The following is a 17,299-nucleotide window of genomic DNA, read 5'->3' on the forward strand; positions in this document are numbered from 1 at the left end:
CCCCCCAGGTCATCCGTTCGACAGAGGGGACACAGTCATACCGGGCCCGGAGGCCAGCGGCCCCATTGCAGGACCGCGAAAAACATAACGGGGGCGTCAGGCGCCGGGGCCGGGAAAGCCCGTCGGCCAGGTGTGCACCGGCTCCCCGCGGTGCATCAGCTCGCGGTAGCGCCGGGTGGTGGCAGCCAGGGCCGCGTCCCTGCCGAGCCCTGCGTCCAGGGCCCGGTGGAAGGTCTCGGCCTGCCAGGTCGCGCCGTTGGTGCGGCGCCGGCAGCGCTGCTCGATGACCCCGAGGTAGCGGTCGCGGTCGGCCGCCGAGACGTTCCACGCGTCCAGCCCCGCAGCCGCCAGTGGCAGCAGCTCGTCCCGGACCAGCTTGGTGACGGGGACCGTCGTGACGCCGCCCGCCCGCCCGGGCCGGGGCCAGCGCAGCTCGGCGTCGATCCCGTCGCGGCACGCGGTGTCGAAGTTCTCCGCGGCGGCCTCGAACGGCAACCGGTTCCACACCGGTCGCGGCTCGTCCGCCAGCGCCCGCACCAGCCCGTAGTAGAAGGCGGCGTTCGCGACGACGTCCGTGACGGTGGGGCCGGCCGGCAGCACCCGGTTCTCCACCCGCAGGTGCGGGACGCCGTCCGCGACCCCGTACACCGGGCGGTTCCACCGGTACACCGTGCCGTTGTGCAGGACGAGTTCATGGAGCCGGGGCACCCCGCCGTCGTCGATGACCCGCAGTGGGTCCTCCTCCTCGTCGCAGATCGGCAGCAGCGGGGGGAAGAAGCGCAGGTTCTCCTCGAAGAGGTCGTAGGCGGACGTCACCCAGCGCTCACCGAACCACGTGCGCGGCCTGACACCCTGTGCCTGGAGTTCGGGCGGCCGGGTGTCGGTGGCCTGTTGGAAGAGGGGCGGCCGGGACTCCCGCCACAGCTCCTTGCCGAACAGGAAGGGCGCATTGGCCCCCACCGCGACCTGCACCGAGGCCACGGCCTGCGCCGCGTTCCACACGTCGGCGAACCGCGCCGGCGTCACCTGCAGATGCAGTTGCACCGAGGTGCAGGCGGCCTCCGGCGCGATGGACGCCGACGTACAGCTCAGCCGCTCCACCCCGGCGATGTCCAGGGCGAACTCCTCGCCCCGCGCCGCCACGATCTGCTCGTTCAGCATCGTGTAGCGGTCGTCGGCGGAGAGGTTGCCGCTCACCAGATCGGCCTGGGCGAGGGTCGGCAGAATACCGATCATCATGATCCCGGCACCGACTTCGCTGGCTTTGCGGTCGGCATATCCCAGACCGGCCCGCAGCTCTTCGGCCAGCTGGTCGAGAACGTGCCCGCCGAGCCGGTGGGGCACGATGTTCACTTCCAGGTTGAACATTCCGAGTTCGGTCTGGAAATCGCGACTCGCGATGCGTTCCAACACTTCCGCATTCATCATGCGGGGCTGCCCGTCAGTGCCCACGAGATTCAGCTCGATCTCCAGGCCCATCAGATTCTTCGGCCGGTCGAAGCGCTTCTCGTCCAACAGTCGCGCCAGGCCCGCGAGGCACTGCTGCAACTTCCGCCGGTACCGCTGGCGATCGGACAGCTCGAAACCGTCGGTGACGACCTTGTCCCCCATCGAAGTGTCCTTCCTCGGGTGGGCGCCACACGGCGTCGGCCGCTCGTCTCAGGGACGATAATGCCCAGACTGACTGATCCATAACGCAGCGGGGACGGCCCGGGACCGTTAGTGTGGCAGCTACGATCCCGCGGTCGACCAGCGGTGCGCCAGGACCACCTACCCCCACCCAGGTGTAATGGACACCCACCCCGCGGCAACTGTGGTGAAAAACTCCGACAGGTTTCGGCCTACCAAGGTTCGGGCAAAATACCAGGCCGTTGCGTGACGTACATCAGAAATCCGACACAACGCCCCCCGCACATAGACCTGAACCAGCCTTGTCGTGAATGGCGCGGGACGCTAGCGGAAACATCGTGCGAACACGTGTCGTATAAACTCCGCTACTGAGGCATACGGTTGGCGCCCGGCGGCCTTTCCAGTCCCCTTGGCCCCCGCGTGCCGACAACGCCGTCCGCACTGGCGCCCTTTTCACCGATTCACCGTGTCTCCCCGAGTGAGAGGCGACCCACCATGCCGCTGCATGTCCTCCAAGCCCCCGCGCCGGCTGTCCGCAGCGTTCTCGCGGCACTCAGTTCCCCTACCGCCGTCCGTGAGGACCGCACCCCGGCACTCAGGTCCGTCCAGGGACCCGTGAGCCCCGAGTCACCGCTCCCCCTCCACGTGCTGGACCAGGTCGTCACCGACGACACCGGGCCCCGCACCCGTCCCACGGGGTGGCGCTTCCTGCTCCGCGCCGACGACCGCAACGTCGCCGCGGCGGAAACCCTGCTGACGCCCGACGGCTGGGCCTTCTCGCACTTCTTCGAGGGCCCCTACCTCAGCTCCACCGAACTGGCCCTGCGGCAGGCGGAGTCGTTCTCGACCCCGTTCCAGCCGCGCCTGCTGTCCGTACCCGCCCTCTACATGCTCACCCTCTGGCTGCACGGCGATCCGGAGGCCGACGCCTCCTCGACCTTCCTCGCGCCCACCGACGTCCTGATGCCGCTGGCGCCCGCGCCGCCCGGCATCACCGCCCACCGGCCGTACCGGGTCGCGGAACTCCTCCCGGTGATGACCCTGCGACTCACCCCCGCGCCGCTCCTCGGCTCACCCGCCTGAAGGGGGCGGCCCGAGCGGCTTGATCCGTACCCCCCGCCGTGCGCCCCGCGACCGTTCGCCCGTTGCGGGGCGCACAGCCGTCCGCACCGGACTAGCCCGTTCCGACCATCGCGAACCACCCGAAAGGACAGTCGAGTTGAGCTGAACCATCCAGGTGGGTGATGCGTCCCTCACGAGTAAGACGAGCTGTCGCGAAATCCCTGCGGATCGGCGCCCGTGGGGCAACACTGGGAGCGGAACGACAGATACGGGGGAACGGCCATGACGGCACCATCTAGCCGCAGGACACACATCACACCAGAGCGAGAGAACCCAGCCATGTGCCAGCACCAACCAGCCTGCCCGACGTCAGACTCCGCCGACAGGGACGCCGCCCGTCTCCTGGCGCACCACCCCGAGCAGGGCTGGAGCCTGCTGTGCAACGGAGTGCTCCTGTTCGAGGACACGGGCGAGCTGCTGCCGGACGGTCAGGTCATCGCTCCGCACCGACCGCTCCAGACCAGCACGGCCGCATAGCCGGCACGTAGCAAAGGACGCGGCGCGGTACGAAGAGAGAAGAAAAGACGAAAGAGGGGCCGGACGGGACCGCAGAAGGTCTCCGTACCGGCCCCGATGCACGCCGCGGGGCGGCCGTGCGTCAGTTCTCGTACTCGTCCAGCGGCGGGCAGGAGCAGACCAGGTTCCGGTCGCCGAACGCCCCGTCGATGCGCCGCACCGGCGGCCAGTACTTGTCCGCGCTCGCCCCGGCGGGGAAGACCGCCTCGTCACGGCCGTAGGGGTGCGTCCACTCCCCGCCCAGCGCAGCCGCGGTGTGCGGGGCGTTCCGCAGCGGGTTGTCGTCCGCGGGCCACTCGCCCGAAGCGACCTTCTCGATCTCCGCCCGGATCGCGATCATCGCGTCGCAGAACCGGTCGAGCTCGGTCAGGTCCTCGCTCTCGGTGGGCTCGATCATCAGCGTCCCGGCGACCGGGAAGGACATCGTCGGCGCGTGGAAGCCGTAGTCGATCAGCCGCTTGGCGATGTCGTCGACGCTGACGCCGGTCGCCTTCGACAACGGCCGCAGGTCCACGATGCACTCGTGCGCGACCAGCCCGGCCGGGCCCGTGTACAGCACCGGGTAGTGCGGCTCCAGCCGCTTGGCCACGTAGTTCGCCGCGAGCACCGCGACCTGGGTGGCGCGCTTCAGACCCTCGCCGCCCATCAGCCGCACGTACGCCCAGGAGATGGGCAGGATGCCCGCCGAGCCCCAGGGGGCGGCCGAAATCGGGCCCACGCCCGTCTCGGGGCCCGCCGTCGGCTGGAGGGGGTGGTTCGGCAGGTACGGGGCGAGGTGCGCCCGGACCGCCACCGGACCGACGCCCGGACCGCCGCCGCCGTGCGGGATGCAGAAGGTCTTGTGCAGGTTCAGGTGCGAGACGTCGCCGCCGAAGACGCCCGGCTTCGCCAGCCCCACCAGCGCGTTGAGGTTGGCACCGTCGACGTACACCTGCCCGCCGGCCTCGTGCACCTGGGCGCAGATGTCGGCGACGTGCTCCTCGAACACCCCGTGGGTGGACGGGTAGGTGATCATCAGCACCGCCAACTCGTCCCGGTGCTTCGCTATCTTGGCGGTCAGGTCGTCGACGTCGACCTCGCCGTCGTCGGCGGTCTTGACGACGACGACCTTCATGCCGGCCATCACGGCGCTGGCCGCGTTGGTGCCGTGCGCGGAGGACGGAATCAGACAGACCGTGCGCTGCTCGTCGCCGTTGGCGCGGTGGTAGGCGCGGACGGCGAGGAGCCCGGCGAGCTCGCCCTGGGAGCCGGCGTTCGGCTGGAGGGAGACCTTGTCGTACCCCGTGACCTCGGCGAGTCGCTCCTCCAGCTCCCGCACGAGGGTGAGGTAGCCGTCGGCCTGGTCGACCGGGGCGAAGGGGTGGATCTGGCCGAATTCGGGCCAGGTCACCGGCTCCATCTCGGTGGTCGCGTTCAGCTTCATCGTGCAGGAGCCGAGCGGGATCATGCCGCGGTCCAGCGCGTAGTCCCGGTCGGCGAGTCGGCGCAGGTAGCGCAGCATCGCGGTCTCGGAGCGGTACTGGTGGAAGACCGGGTGGGTCAGGTACTCGTCGGTCCGCAGCAGGCCGTCGGGCAGCGCGTCCGAGGTGGTGGCGTCCAGCGCGTCGAGGTCGGCCTCGACGCCGAACGCGGCCCAGACGGCGGCCACGGCGCTGCGCGTGGTGGTCTCGTCGCAGGCGACGGAGACGTGGGAGTCGTCCACGAGGCGGAGGTTGACCCCGCCCTCGCGCGCGGCGGCGACCACGTCGGCAGCACGGCCCGGGACGCGCAGCGTCACGGTGTCGAAGTACGCACCGTGGACCACCTCGACCCCGCCGGCCGTCAGACCCGCGGCGAGCAGTGCGGCGTAGCGGTGGGTGCGCTCGGCGATGGAGCGCAGCCCCTGCGGACCGTGGTACACGGCGTACATTCCGGCCATCACGGCGAGCAGCACCTGCGCCGTGCAGATGTTGCTGGTGGCCTTCTCGCGGCGGATGTGCTGTTCGCGGGTCTGGAGGGCGAGGCGGTACGCCCTGTTCCCGTCGGCGTCGACGGAGACGCCGACGAGCCGTCCCGGCAGGCTGCGGGCGAACGTCTCGCGCACGGCCATGTAGCCGGCGTGCGGGCCGCCGAAGCCCATGGGGACGCCGAAGCGCTGCGTGGTGCCGACGGCGATGTCGGCGCCGAGCTCCCCGGGGGAGGTGAGCAGCGTCAGCGCGAGCAGGTCGGCGGCGACGGTGACGACCGCACCGAGGCCGTGGGCCTCCTCGATGACGGGCTTGATGTCCCGTACGGCCCCGGAGGCGCCCGGGTACTGCACGAGGACGCCGAAGACGCCGCGCTCGGCGATCTCGGCGGGGATGCCGTCGCTCAGGTCGGCGGTGACGACCTCGACGCCGGTCGGTTCGGCGCGGGTGCGGATCACGGCCACGGTCTGCGGCAGCGCGTCGGCGTCGACGAGGAAGACGCCGTCCTTCACCTTGCCGACGCGGCGGGCGAGCGACATGGCTTCGGCGGCGGCCGTGGCCTCGTCGAGGAGGGAGGCGCCGGAGGTGGGCAGGCCGGTGAGGTCGGCGACCGTCGTCTGGAAGTTCAGCAGGGCCTCAAGGCGGCCCTGGGAGATCTCCGGCTGGTACGGCGTGTAGGCGGTGTACCAGGAGGGGTTCTCCATGACGTTGCGCAGGATGACCGGCGGGGTGAAGGTGCCGTGGTAGCCGAGGCCGATCATCGACGTCATGACGGTGTTCCGGTCGGCGAGGTCGCGCAGTTCGGCGAGGACCTCGGCCTCGGTGCGCGCCTGCGGGAGGCCCAGGGCCTCGGCGCTCTTGATGACGTCGGGGACCGCGGCTGCGGTCAGCTCGTCCAACGAGCCGTACCCCACCTGCGCCAACATCTTGGCCTGGGCCTCGGCGTCGGGCCCTATGTGGCGCTGCTCGAAGGGGATGCCTCGCTCCAGCTGCGCGAGCGGGGTGCGGTTGGCGGTCATGTAGGCGGCCTCCTGGTCTGATGCGACCTGCGAGGGGCACCACGGCGCGGATGCCCTGGACGGCCTCCCCCTCTGTCATCTCAACCTGAGAGCTTCACCGGCCCGCCCGTTTTCGGGCGCGCCGGCTTTCACCGTCGGTGAGAGCGGATGCCGTCCGACGCCCGCTCTACTTTCCAGAGTGACCTCGTCCGTGCGGTACAGGTGCCTGAGAGATTCCGGGGAGGATTTGCTCCTTCGGCGCCGCCGGCGACCTTGCCGGTGGACTCTCCCGCACGGGGTCAGCAGCCGCTGCCAGCCTACCAGCGCACCCCTTGCCGGCTCGATCATGTGATCGCCCGAGTGGCCGACGCCCGCGATGTGCCCTTTCGTAAGCCTTAGGCAGCAGTTGCGACCCTCTGGAGGGACCGTGCAGACCGACATCGATCCGCGCAGCCTGATCGGGCGCAAGGCTTTCGACCGCGACGGGGTGAAGATAGGGACGGTCGACGAGGTGTACCTGGACGACGCGACGGGGTCACCCGAATGGGCCGCCGTCCGCACGGGGCTGTTCAGCCGGGACGCGTTCGTCCCCCTCGAACCGAGCACCGTCGTCGACAACGCGCTCCGCGTCCCCTACGAGCGCTCCCTGATCAAGGGCGCGCCGGACTTCGGGGTGGGCCGCCACCTCTCCCCCGAACAAGAACTCCAGCTCTACCACCACTACGGGCTCGAACTCTCTCTCCCCCCGGAAGCGCCCCCCGCCTCTCCCCCTTCCTCAGCTCCGTCCGCTCCGTCGGCCCCGTCCGCTCCGGACAGGTCCGCCGGCGACGACGGCTGATCCACCAGCGGCAACGGCTCGGACGGTGCGAGGTCCGGATCGTCCACGCGGAACGTCCGCACCCGCCCCGGTGCGCCCTGGGGCACCTCGAACCGCACGGTGACCCGCCCGACCCCGCTCCCCTGCACCCACCCCGCGCCGTACACGGCGTGCCGTACGTCCTGCCCGGCGGGCCACTGGCGTACGGAAGCCTCCGCTTCGGCCGGTCCGCCCCCGGCCGAGTCGCCCTCGCCCGCCCCGTCCCGGTGCGGCGCGGCGGACCCACCGGCCCCGTTCTCCTGCGACTGCCCAACACCGCTCGCACCGGCACCGGCACCGACCCCGGCCGCCCGGGCGCTGGCGGCCTGGGCGAACAGGTCCTCCTGCGTGTAGTCCGCGAGCCCCGACACCCCCACGCCGAGGAGCCGGACGCCGCCGGTGGTGTCCACCGCCTCCAGGAGCCGCGCCGCCGCCTCCCGGACCACCGTCGGGTCGTCCGTCGGCCCGCGGAGCGTCTCGGAGCGGGTCAGCGTGGAGAAGTCGTACCGCCGCACCTTCAAGACGATGGTGCGACCCGAGTGCCCGGACGCCCGCAGCCGCTGTACGCACCGGTCGGCCAGCCGCTCGACCTCGACGCGGATCCGCACCCGGTCGTGCAGGTCCACGTCGAAGGTGTCCTCCACCGACACGGACTTCGTGTCGCGCTCGGCGACCACGGGCCGGTCGTCGTGCCCGAGGGCCATCCGGTACAGCCCGGTCCCGTGGGCCTTGCCCACCAGCCGCACCAACTCGTCCTCGCCCGCCTGCACCAACTCCGCGCAGGTGGTGATCCCGCCGCGGCGCAGGTGCTCACCGGTGGCCGGCCCCACGCCGGGCAGGATCCGCACCGAGAGGGGCCCCAACAGCTCGCGCTCGGTGCCCGGCTCGATGAGGACGAGCCCGTCCGGCTTGGCCCGCTCGGAGGCGATCTTGGCGAGCATCTTCGACCCGGCCAGCCCCACGGACCCGGTCAGCCCGGTGACCGCCAGGATGTCCGCGCGCAGCCGCTCGCCGGCCGCCCGCGCCGACGCCGCGTCCCGGGCCGCCCCCGCGGCCTCCAGGTCCACGAACGCCTCGTCCAGGCTCAGCGGCTCCACCAGCGGGGAGAGCTCGCCGAGCAGCCGCATGACCTGCTCGCTGATGGAACGGTAGAAGGCGAACCGCGGCACCAGATACGCCGCGTTCGGCGCGAGGCGGCGGGCCTGCGCCATCGGCATCGCGGAGTGCACCCCGAAGACCCGCGCCTCGTACGACGCCGTGGCCACCACGCCGCGCGGGCCCAGCCCTCCGACGATGACCGGCTTCCCGCGCAGGCTCGGCTTCGCCGCCTGCTCGGCGGCGGCGAAGAAGGCATCCATGTCCAGATGCAGGATCGTCGGAGCGGCTCTCACGCCTCCGATGCTGCCTCATGCCACTGACAGCGCCCGGCAGGGCTGCCGTGCCGCGCCGGGCGCGGGAGCCAGGGTCAGCCTGCCCGGTCCCGCCTGCGGCGGGCCAGTTCGTCGGCGGGGTTGTTGCCGATCAGGGTCTCGCCGGTGTCGATGCGCTCGCCGTGCAGCTGACCGAGCGCGACCTCGACGTCCCGCCACACCACCCCCACCGCGATGCCGAAGACGCCCTGTCCGCCCTGGAGCAGATCGACGACCTCGTCCGGCGAGGTGCACTCGTAGACCGTCGCCCCGTCGCTCATCAGCGTCATCCGCTCAAGATCGGCGAAACCCCGCTCACGCAGGTGCTGCACGGCGGCTCGGATGTTCTGGAGCGCCACACCGGTGTCGAGGAAACGCTTGACGATCTTCAGCACGACGACGTCGCGGAAGCTGTAGAGCCGCTGGGTGCCCGATCCGTACGCCGGGCGGACGCTGGGCTCCACCAGACCGGTGCGCGCCCAGTAGTCGAGCTGTCGATAGGTGATCCCGGCCGCTGCACAGGCCGTCGGCCCCCGGTACCCCACCGTCTCCGGCTCCGCCTCGACCGCACCCCGCTGGAGCGGATACGGTCCGCCTTCCACCGGACTCCGTCCGGGGACGCCCCCAACCGCACCGTCGCCGCTGCTTCTCACGCCGACCCTCCGTCCTTGACCTGCCGACTCGACGGTAGGCAGTCGCCAGGGGTGCGTCAACGATCGCCGCGCTCGCCACGCCGAGTGATAATCACCCTAAGAGTGGTTTCACGTGCCCCAGATCGGGGAAAGGGTACGTGAATGGGCTAAAGCAGCCCCATCAGTCACTGACTGCTCGTCCCGAAGTCCTCGGGAGAGATCTGGTCGAGGAACTCACGGAACTTCTCCACCTCGTCCTCCTGCTCGTCCGGGATCGCGATCCCCGCGTCGTCGAGCACCCCGTCACTGCCGTAGATCGGCGTTCCGGTGCGCAGCGCGAGCGCTATGGCGTCGGAGGGACGCGCGCTCACCTCGACCCCGCTGGCGAAGACCAGCTCCGCGTAGAAGACCCCGTCCCGCAGGTCGGTGATGCGGACCTCGGTCAGCTCCTGGCCCACCGCGTCCAGCACGTCCTTGAAGAGGTCATGAGTCAGCGGTCTGCTGGGCGCCATGCCCTGCTGGGCGAAGGCGATCGCGGTCGCCTCCCCGGGACCGATCCAAATGGGGAGGTACCGATCGCCTCCCACTTCACGCAGGAGCACGATCGGTTGGTTGGAGGGCATTTCCACCCGGACACCCACAACGTCGAGCTCGTTCACACAGCAACCCTAGGCCGTGCGCGGCCCCTTTGGGTAGTCGGGCACGACCGTGATCAGTGGAGACGGACCCCCAGGGCGGTCTGCACGAGGGCCGCGTGGAGCCGTACGGACAGGGTCGCGAGCTCTTTCGCGGTGGCTTCCGCGTGTGCCCGGGTCTGTGGGTTCCGATGCCGCCGCAAGGGTGCCACGACCTGTTCGACCAGCCCGACCTCTCGGTCCGCACCGGCCTTGACCGCCCGCAGGTGCCGCGGCTCCAGACCGAACCGGCCCAGCTCGGCCACCAGCCGGGCCACGGTCACCGCCTCGGCGTCGTAGGAACCGTCCTCACCGGCCGTGAGCAGTCCGTACGACTCCCATTCGGCCAGCTGCTCCTCGGATACCGCGGCACCGGCCAACAGCTCCGCACGGCCCACCCGCGCGACCGTGGGCGGCTGGGGACCGTCCTGGGCGGCGCCGGGGGCCGGCTCGCGCCGCCCGCCCTGCGCCGGCAGCTGCGGCTGCTCACCGCGTGCGACCGCGTCCAGATGTTCGCGGATCACCTTCAGCGGGAGGTAGTGGTCCCGCTGCATCCGCAGCACCTGCGCCAGTCGCTGCACGTCGGCAGCGCTGAACTTGCGGTAGCCGGACGGCGTGCGCCGGGGCTCGACCAGCCCCTCGGCCTCCAGGAAACGGATCTTGGAGATCGTGATCTCGGGAAACTCGTCGTGGAGCTGGGTGAGCACCGTGCCGATGCTCATCAGCCTCTCGCCCTTGGTGGCGGTGCCGTGGCCGGCACCGCCCGTCGGTGTTCGCAGCATGTGCCTCCCCAGACGGGTCACAGGCGGTTACCGGCGATCACATGCCCCGCTGGCTCGCGTGGCTCGCGTAGAAGACCAGCCGGTACTTGCCGATCTGGACCTCGTCGCCGTTCGCCAGGTAGACCGCGTCGATGCGCTCGCGGTTCACGTAGGTGCCGTTCAGACTGCCGACGTCGGCGACGCTGAAGCTGCCGTCGGGCTGCCTGCGGAACTCCACGTGGCGCCGGGACACGGTGACGTCGTCGAGGAAGATGTCGCTCTGCGGGTGGCGGCCCGCCGTCGTCAGCTCGCCGTCCAGCAGGAAGCGGCTGCCGGCGTTCGGCCCGCGCCGCACGACCAGCAGGGCCGAGCCGAGCGGAAGGGCGTCCACGGCGGCCTGCGCCTCGGGCGACAGCGACGGGAGCTGGGTCTGCCCCGTGGTCTCCGAGTCGTACGCCTCCAGGCCGGAGATGGAGATCGTGGAGGTGGTCTCGGACGCCCGCTCGGGGGTCACGCCGCTGCGCAGCGGCGCACCGCAGTTGGAGCAGAACCGACCGGACTCCGGGTTGCGGTAACCGCACCTGGTACACACCGTCACACCAGCCATGGACGGATCCTCCTGCCGCGGCTGTCCCCCGTGGGGATTGGTCGCGTACGGGTCGGAGGAGAACCCTCCACCCGGAGTTGACGTTGATGGTTCCCCGAAACCTATGCGGCCGGCACCGGCAGGGTCAACAGACGACGCGCCCGGTCCGCCGGGAATGTCACCGCCCGGACCAGCGAGCTCGTCCCGGAAGAGAGGGCGCTGGCCACCCTGCTCCTCCTGCTGACCCTGACGCTTGGCGCGGTGCCTGGCGTTGCCGCCGTCCTCGCGTGCGCTCTTGCCGAACAACTTCGCAAACAACTTCACGGGCGATTCCCCTTGACCGAAATAGACCCGCCCGTGGGGCAGGACGAACTCTTGATGATCACGCCTGCCGACCCGGACACCCTCACAACGTCCGTACCCGCCAGACAGTTTCCACCAGGGGGAGGGCAGTTCGTCTGCCGACCCCCCGCAACTTCATGCCCCGATGCGCAAAGCCCCATCCTCCCCCGCCTCACTGGGCCGACGACCGAGCGTAGTCAGGCTGCTTCGCAGGTCGCAAGGCGTCCACGACGATCTTCTCGGATCGCTCCATGGTGGCCGTGGCCTGCTCCTTCTCCAGTGTCTGCACCACTCCCCCGGGGATGTTCAGGGCCGGCTCCAGGTCCTGCGGCTTTCCGATCACCTTGAAACGGTACGGCGCGCTGATCGTCTTGCCGTCCACTTCCACGTTGCCGGCGGCGCCTGTGAAGTACGTGTCGGCGACGACGCGGACGCCGTTGACCTGGATCGCCTCCGCCCCGGCCGCCCGCAGCTCCTGGATGGCGTCGAGCAGCATGTCGGGCTCGACCGCTCCGGCCGCGTCCTCGATCGTGAGCTCGATGCCCGGCCCCTGTGCCGCGACGGTACCCGCCAGGATCCCGAGCTGCTGTTCCTTCTGCTGCGTCTGCCGGCGCGCTTCCTCCGCCTGGTCGGAGCTGCTCTCCAGCTCCGCGCGCTGCCCTTCCAGGGTGCGCTTCTCGTCCTCCAGCCGCTCGGTGCGGCTGTCCAACTCGTCGAGGATGCGGACCAGGTCCTCCTGACGGGCTCCGCGCAGCGCACTGTTGTCGCTCGTGGAACGCACCTGGATGGCAAGCCCCAGACCGAGCACGAACAGCAACAGGGCGACGGTGAGTTGGGCACGGGTGACCCTCGGGGGCCACAGTCCGGCCAGCAGCCGCTGCCGGCCGGTGGGTCCGCTGAGGGCCGGATCGACGGCGGCCGGTTCGGCAGCCCGGGGCCCCGGGGGCTGCTCGGGCGGCAGGGACCCGTCCTTCTTGGCGGGGGCGTCCCTGTCGGCGGGGTCCGTCGGCGCTTCTGGGCGCTGGTCGCGGTGCATCGGCATCACGCCCGGAAGACGTGCCGACGGATCGCGGCGGCGTTGGAGAAGATCCGGATGCCCAGCACGACGACCACACCGGTGGACAGCTGGGCGCCGACGCCCAGTTTGTCACCGAGGAACACGATCAGCGCGGCCACGACCACGTTCGACAGGAAGGAGACGACGAAGACCTTGTCGACGAAGATCCCGTCCAACATGGCCCGCAGCCCGCCGAACACGGCGTCCAGCGCCGCGACGACGGCGATGGGCAGGTAGGGCTCGACCACCGCCGGAACTTCGGGCCGGACCAACAGGCCGACCACGACTCCCACGACGAGGCCCAGTACGGCGATCACGATGTGCCTTTCCCTGTCTCGGCCGCACCCTGCCCGCTCCCCTTCGGGGCTTGCGGGGTACCCGGCTCCGCTGTACGTACGATCAGGCTCGGGGCAGCCGGAAGACGCACCTTGTCCTCAGTAGAGATGCTGAAACGGATGCCGAAGTTCTCCCGCAGCGCGTGCAAATAATGTCCGTCGGCGCTGTCCTGGAACGACGTGTTCAACTTCTTCCCGTTCCCCACCGCGAGCACCGTGTACGGCGGCACCAGCGGCTTGTTGTCGACCAGTATGGCGTCCCCCGCCGCCCGGATCGCCGACAGGGCGGTCAGCCGTTGGCCGTTGATGGCCACCGACTCCGCGCCCGACTCCCACAGCCCGTTGACGACGCGCTGCATGTCACGGTCCCGCACCCGGCCCGTGTCGCTGAAGCCGCTGCTCTCCCGCGGGCCGCCGCCGGTGCCGCCGGTGCCCTTCGCGTCGTCGACGACCAACTTCACTCCGGGGCCCTCGACGTCGGTCGCCCCCGCGATCAGGGCCACCGTCGGACCGCGGCCGTCGCCGTCCGAGTTCAGGGCCTTGCGCTGGCGTTCGCCGACCTCCTTGCGCAACGCGTCCACGCTGCGCTCCAACGCGTCCGCGTCGGCGGTCTCCGCGTCGATGCGGTCGATCAGCTCCTCGCGTTCCTTGGCCACGACCGGTGCCGATATCCGCGCCTCCGCGGCGCCCACGGTGACGATCCCGGCCGCCAGCAACAGCCCTGCGCCCAGCCACAACTTGGCGCGCAACGTACGGGGCAGGCCCTCGCCTTCGGCCCGTCGGCGCGCGGCGGCCTCGGCGTACCCGTCGTCGAGGCTGTGCTCCATCACGTTCGTCAGCAGCGACATGGACGCATCGGGGCGGACGGGCGGAGAACCAGTGCTCCGACGGGGGTGCTGCTGCGGCATGCCGCACATCGTCGCACGTCGTGACCCGTACCGCCGAATGGCCCCACCGGTGGGCGGCGAGTCCGCCGACGAGCCCCCGCGCGGGGCCCGCCGCCCACCGTTCACACGTCAGTGACCTGCGCTGTCGACGACCTCGGCCCACTCGTTCAACAGGGCTTCGGCCGATGCGTCATCGGGTCCTTCGGCCCACAGATGGGTGACGGCCTCCGCCGGGTCGGGCAGCACCATCACCCAACGCCCGTCGGTCTCGACGACCCGCACGCCGTCCGTGGTGTCCACCTGCCGTTCGCCGGCCGCTTCGACGACCCGGCGCATCACGAGGCCCTTCACCGCCCAGGGCGTCGCCAGGTCGCGCTTGAGGACGTGCGCCCGCGGGATCCGGGCGTCGATCTGGCTGAGGGTGAGCTGGGTGCGGGCCACCAGACCCACCAGCCGCACCAGCGCAGCCGTACCGTCGAAGACGCTGCTGAACTCGGGCACGATGAAACCGCCGCGCCCGTCGCCGCCGAAGATGGTGGTGTCCTCGCGCCCCACCCGCGTCAGGTCGTCGGGCGACGTCGTCGTCCACTCCACCTGCGTGCCGTGGTACGCGGCCACCTGCTCGGCGATGCGCGTGGTGGTCACCGGCAGCGCCACGCGCCCGCTGCGCCGCTCGGCGGCGACCAGGTCGAGCAGCACCAGCAGCGCCCGGTCGTCCTCGATGATGCGGCCCCGCTCGTCGACCAGGGACAGCCGTTCGCCGACGGGGTCGAACCGGACGCCGAAGGCGGCCCGCGCGGACGCCACGATCTCGCCCAGCCGCACCAGGCCGGCCCGCCGCGTCTCGGCGGACTCGGTCGGACGGGCCTCGTCCAGCCCGGGGTTGATCGTCAGCGCGTCCACCCCGAGGCGCCCCAGGAGGCTCGGCAGCACCAGGCCCGCGCTGCCGTTGGACGCGTCCACGACGAGCTTCAGACCGGATTCGGCGACGCCCGTGGTGTCCACGTTGCGCAGCAGGGATCCGGTGTACGAGTCGAAGACGCTGGCCGGGAAGTGCAGGTCGCCGATCTCGCCAGGGAAGGCGCGACGGTACTCCTGTCGCGCGTAGACCCGGTCCAACTTCCGCTGTCCGGCCTGCGAGAGGTCGGCGCCGCGTTCGTCGAAGAACATGATGTCGACGGAGTCCGGTACGCCGGGGGACGTACGGATCATGATGCCGCCGGCGCTTCCGCGCGCGGTCTGCTGCCGGGCGACGGGCAGCGGCACGTTCTCCAGGTCGCGCACGTCGATGGCGCTGGCCTGGAGCGCGGAGATCACGGCCCGCTTGAGCGCCCGTGCGCCGCGGGAGTGGTCGCGGGCGGTGGTGACCGTGGCGCCCTTCTTCAGCGTCGTCGCGTACGCGCCGGACAGTCGTACGGCCAACTCGGGGGTGATCTCCACGTTGAGGATGCCGGAGACCCCGCGCGCGCCGAAGAGGTGCGCCTGGCCGCGTGACTCCCAGATGACGGAGGTGTTGACGAACGCGCCGGCCTCGATCGTCTTGAAGGGGTAGACGCGGACGTTGCCCTGGACGATCGACTCCTCGCCGACGAGGCATTCGTCGCCGATGACCGCGCCGTCCTCGATCCGGGCGGACCGCATCACGTCGGTGTTCTTGCCGATGACGCAGCCGCGGAGGTTCGAGTGCTCGCCGATGTAGACGTTGTCGTGGATGACGGCCTTGTGGAGGAAGGCGCCGCTCTTGACGACGACGTTGGATCCGACGACCGTGTGCTCGCGGATCTCGACGTCGGCTTCGACCTTGGCGTAGTCGCCGATGTACAACGGTCCGCGCAGGACCGCGTCCGGATGCACTTCGGCGCCTTCGGCGACCCAGACGCCCGGGGAGATCTCGAATCCGTCGATGTCGACGTCGACTTTGCCTTCGAGGACGTCGGCCTGGGCCTTCACATAGCTCTCGTGGGTGCCGACGTCCTCCCAGTAGCCTTCGGCGATGTAGCCGTAGATCGGCTTGCCTTCCTTCATCAGCTGGGGGAAGACGTCACCGGACCAGTCCACGGGCACGTCGGCTTCGACGTAGTCGAAGACTTCCGGCTGCATGACGTAGATGCCGGTGTTCACGGTGTCCGAGAAGACCTGGCCCCAGGTCGGCTTCTCCAGGAAGCGCTCGACCTTCCCGGCCTCGTCGACGATGGTGATCCCGAATTCGAGTGGATTGGGGACCCGGGTCAGGCAGACGGTGACCATCGCGCCCTTCTCCTTGTGGAAGGAGATGAGGTCGGTGAGGTCGAAATCGGTGAGGGCGTCACCGGAAATGACGAGGAACGCGTCGTCCTTCAGCGCTTCCTCTGCGTTCTTCACGCTACCCGCGGTGCCGAGCGGTTTCTCTTCATTCGCGTAGGTGAGCTCCATTCCGAGCTCTTCGCCGTCACCGAAGTAGTTCTTGACGAGCGAGGCGAGAAACTGCACGGTCACGACGGTCTCGTTGAGACCGTGTCGCTTGAGCAGCCGCAGCACGTGCTCCATAATCGGCCGGTTGGCGACTGGCAGGAGCGGCTTGGGCATGCTGGAAGTCATGGGGCGAAGTCTGGTTCCTTCGCCACCGGCCATCACGACGGCCTTCATGTCGGAAGCGTCCTCCTTGAGAGACGACGGCCCAGCCGACTTCGCTCGTCCCGAGAAGCCCTCTTGGCGTCATGCGCGAACGGCCACACTGCACGGCGCGCACCAACGAGGTCAATCGGCCGCTGTATCCGCCTTGACGAGACGGCGGGCCTGGGTCACATACAGGATCCCTGCCCACCAATACAGAGTTGTACCCCATCCCGCGAACGCCCATCCGAAAACTGCGGCAAGTGACGCAAGCCACCCTGTTCCGTCACTCAGGAGCAGCAACGGGAAGGCGTACATCAGGTTGAAGGTGGCGGCCTTGCCGAGGAAGTTCACCTGCGGCGGCGGATAACCGTGTCGACGGAGGATTCCCACCGTCACCAGCAGCATCAGTTCCCGGGCCAAAAGGGCTGCGGTCAGCCAGAGGGGCAGGATCTCGCGCCATGTCAGGCCGACCAATGTGGACAGGATGTACAAGCGGTCGGCCGCCGGGTCCAGGAGCCGTCCGAGGCTGCTGATCTGGTTCCACTTGCGGGCGAGCTTCCCGTCGAGGTAGTCGCTGACTCCGCTGAGCATCAGCACCAGCAGGGCCCAGCCGTCGCTGTTCGGGCCTCCGAACTCGGGGCGGAGGATCAGCCACAGGAAGAGCGGGACGCCGGCCAGGCGAGCCATGCTGAGGATGTTGGGGATGGTGAGCACCCGGTCCGTCTGGACGCGGGTCTCCTGGACCTCCACCCGGAGCCTCCCGTGGGGAACGTGCCTATGATGCCCCCTGACCTTACCGTCAGACACGGCCCTGTTCGGCACGGGGGTGGTTCTGCACGGAGGTCCGAAAACGTGTCCAGAAATGCGGAAAGGGCCCCACACCTCAGTGTGGAGCCCTCTCCTCAAAAATTGTTCGGCGGCGTCCTACTCTCCCACAGGGTCCCCCCTGCAGTA

The 17,299-nt window shown here is 70.1% G+C and carries 15 protein-coding genes and 1 riboswitch; of the genes, 3 read left to right on the forward strand and 12 right to left on the reverse strand.

Features of this window, described 5'->3' with window-relative positions:
* Nucleotides 1–96: 96 nt before the first annotated feature.
* The gene (locus tag ABZ842_RS38100; protein ID WP_361548228.1) at nucleotides 97–1,611 is read right to left on the reverse strand and encodes a glutamate--cysteine ligase; all 1,515 of its coding nucleotides are present in this window, start codon (nucleotides 1,609–1,611) and stop codon (nucleotides 97–99) included.
* A 513-nt stretch (nucleotides 1,612–2,124) separates the two neighbouring features.
* On the opposite strand from ABZ842_RS38100, the gene ABZ842_RS38105 reads away from it, so the two are divergent.
* Entirely contained in the window at nucleotides 2,125–2,712 is a 588-nt protein-coding gene (locus tag ABZ842_RS38105; RefSeq protein WP_361548231.1) for a hypothetical protein, read from the forward strand.
* Nucleotides 2,713–3,030: 318 nt separating this feature from the next.
* Nucleotides 3,031–3,228 carry a DUF5999 family protein gene (locus tag ABZ842_RS38110; protein ID WP_361548234.1) on the forward strand — a complete coding sequence of 66 codons (198 nt, stop codon included), beginning with the start codon at nucleotides 3,031–3,033 and terminating at the stop codon, nucleotides 3,226–3,228.
* Nucleotides 3,229–3,349: 121 nt separating this feature from the next.
* On the opposite strand, the gene gcvP is transcribed toward ABZ842_RS38110, so the two are convergent.
* Nucleotides 3,350–6,232, reverse strand: coding sequence for an aminomethyl-transferring glycine dehydrogenase (gcvP, locus tag ABZ842_RS38115; protein ID WP_361548237.1), 2,883 nt, complete (start codon nucleotides 6,230–6,232; stop codon nucleotides 3,350–3,352).
* 183 nt (nucleotides 6,233–6,415) lie between these two features.
* Nucleotides 6,416–6,513: riboswitch (glycine riboswitch) on the reverse strand.
* A 125-nt stretch (nucleotides 6,514–6,638) separates the two neighbouring features.
* Here gcvP and ABZ842_RS38120 point away from each other — a divergent pair.
* A complete protein-coding gene (locus ABZ842_RS38120) occupies nucleotides 6,639–7,049 on the forward strand; it encodes a PRC-barrel domain-containing protein (protein WP_361548240.1) in 411 nt (136 codons plus the stop codon).
* Here the strand turns inward: ABZ842_RS38120 and ABZ842_RS38125 are convergent.
* The 10 genes from ABZ842_RS38125 to ABZ842_RS38170 form a co-directional block, all read right to left on the reverse strand.
* Nucleotides 6,932–8,458, reverse strand: coding sequence for a DNA polymerase IV (locus tag ABZ842_RS38125; protein WP_361548243.1), 1,527 nt, complete (start codon nucleotides 8,456–8,458; stop codon nucleotides 6,932–6,934). The genes ABZ842_RS38120 and ABZ842_RS38125 overlap by 118 nt on opposite strands.
* Before the next feature lie 74 nt (nucleotides 8,459–8,532).
* Nucleotides 8,533–9,078 (reverse strand): MerR family transcriptional regulator, encoded by a 546-nt coding sequence (locus ABZ842_RS38130; protein WP_361548246.1) that lies wholly within the window; start codon nucleotides 9,076–9,078, stop codon nucleotides 8,533–8,535.
* Between the two features lie 215 nt (nucleotides 9,079–9,293).
* Nucleotides 9,294–9,767 (reverse strand): bifunctional nuclease family protein, encoded by a 474-nt coding sequence (locus ABZ842_RS38135; RefSeq protein WP_361548248.1) that lies wholly within the window; start codon nucleotides 9,765–9,767, stop codon nucleotides 9,294–9,296.
* 53 nt (nucleotides 9,768–9,820) lie between these two features.
* Nucleotides 9,821–10,564 carry a MerR family transcriptional regulator gene (locus ABZ842_RS38140; RefSeq protein WP_361548251.1) on the reverse strand — a complete coding sequence of 248 codons (744 nt, stop codon included), beginning with the start codon at nucleotides 10,562–10,564 and terminating at the stop codon, nucleotides 9,821–9,823.
* A gap of 37 nt (nucleotides 10,565–10,601) precedes the next feature.
* Nucleotides 10,602–11,582 (reverse strand): FHA domain-containing protein, encoded by a 981-nt coding sequence (locus ABZ842_RS38145; protein ID WP_361548266.1) that lies wholly within the window; start codon nucleotides 11,580–11,582, stop codon nucleotides 10,602–10,604.
* A 61-nt stretch (nucleotides 11,583–11,643) separates the two neighbouring features.
* Nucleotides 11,644–12,507 carry a DUF881 domain-containing protein gene (locus tag ABZ842_RS38150; protein WP_361548254.1) on the reverse strand — a complete coding sequence of 288 codons (864 nt, stop codon included), beginning with the start codon at nucleotides 12,505–12,507 and terminating at the stop codon, nucleotides 11,644–11,646.
* 5 nt (nucleotides 12,508–12,512) lie between these two features.
* Entirely contained in the window at nucleotides 12,513–12,845 is a 333-nt protein-coding gene (locus tag ABZ842_RS38155; RefSeq protein ID WP_003970459.1) for a small basic family protein, read from the reverse strand.
* On the reverse strand, nucleotides 12,842–13,771 hold the full coding sequence (locus ABZ842_RS38160) for a DUF881 domain-containing protein (protein ID WP_361548257.1): 930 nt from the start codon (nucleotides 13,769–13,771) through the stop codon (nucleotides 12,842–12,844). The genes ABZ842_RS38155 and ABZ842_RS38160 overlap by 4 nt, the downstream gene beginning before the upstream one ends.
* 108 nt (nucleotides 13,772–13,879) lie before the next feature.
* On the reverse strand, nucleotides 13,880–16,375 hold the full coding sequence (locus tag ABZ842_RS38165) for a mannose-1-phosphate guanyltransferase (RefSeq protein ID WP_361548260.1): 2,496 nt from the start codon (nucleotides 16,373–16,375) through the stop codon (nucleotides 13,880–13,882).
* A 111-nt stretch (nucleotides 16,376–16,486) separates the two neighbouring features.
* A complete protein-coding gene (locus ABZ842_RS38170; RefSeq protein WP_361548263.1) occupies nucleotides 16,487–17,095 on the reverse strand; it encodes a CDP-alcohol phosphatidyltransferase family protein in 609 nt (202 codons plus the stop codon).
* Between the last annotated feature and the right edge of the window lie 204 nt (nucleotides 17,096–17,299).

Source organism: Streptomyces sp. NPDC047315 (assembly GCF_040643215.1).
In the GTDB taxonomy this organism is placed as follows: Bacteria; Actinomycetota; Actinomycetes; order Streptomycetales; family Streptomycetaceae; genus Streptomyces.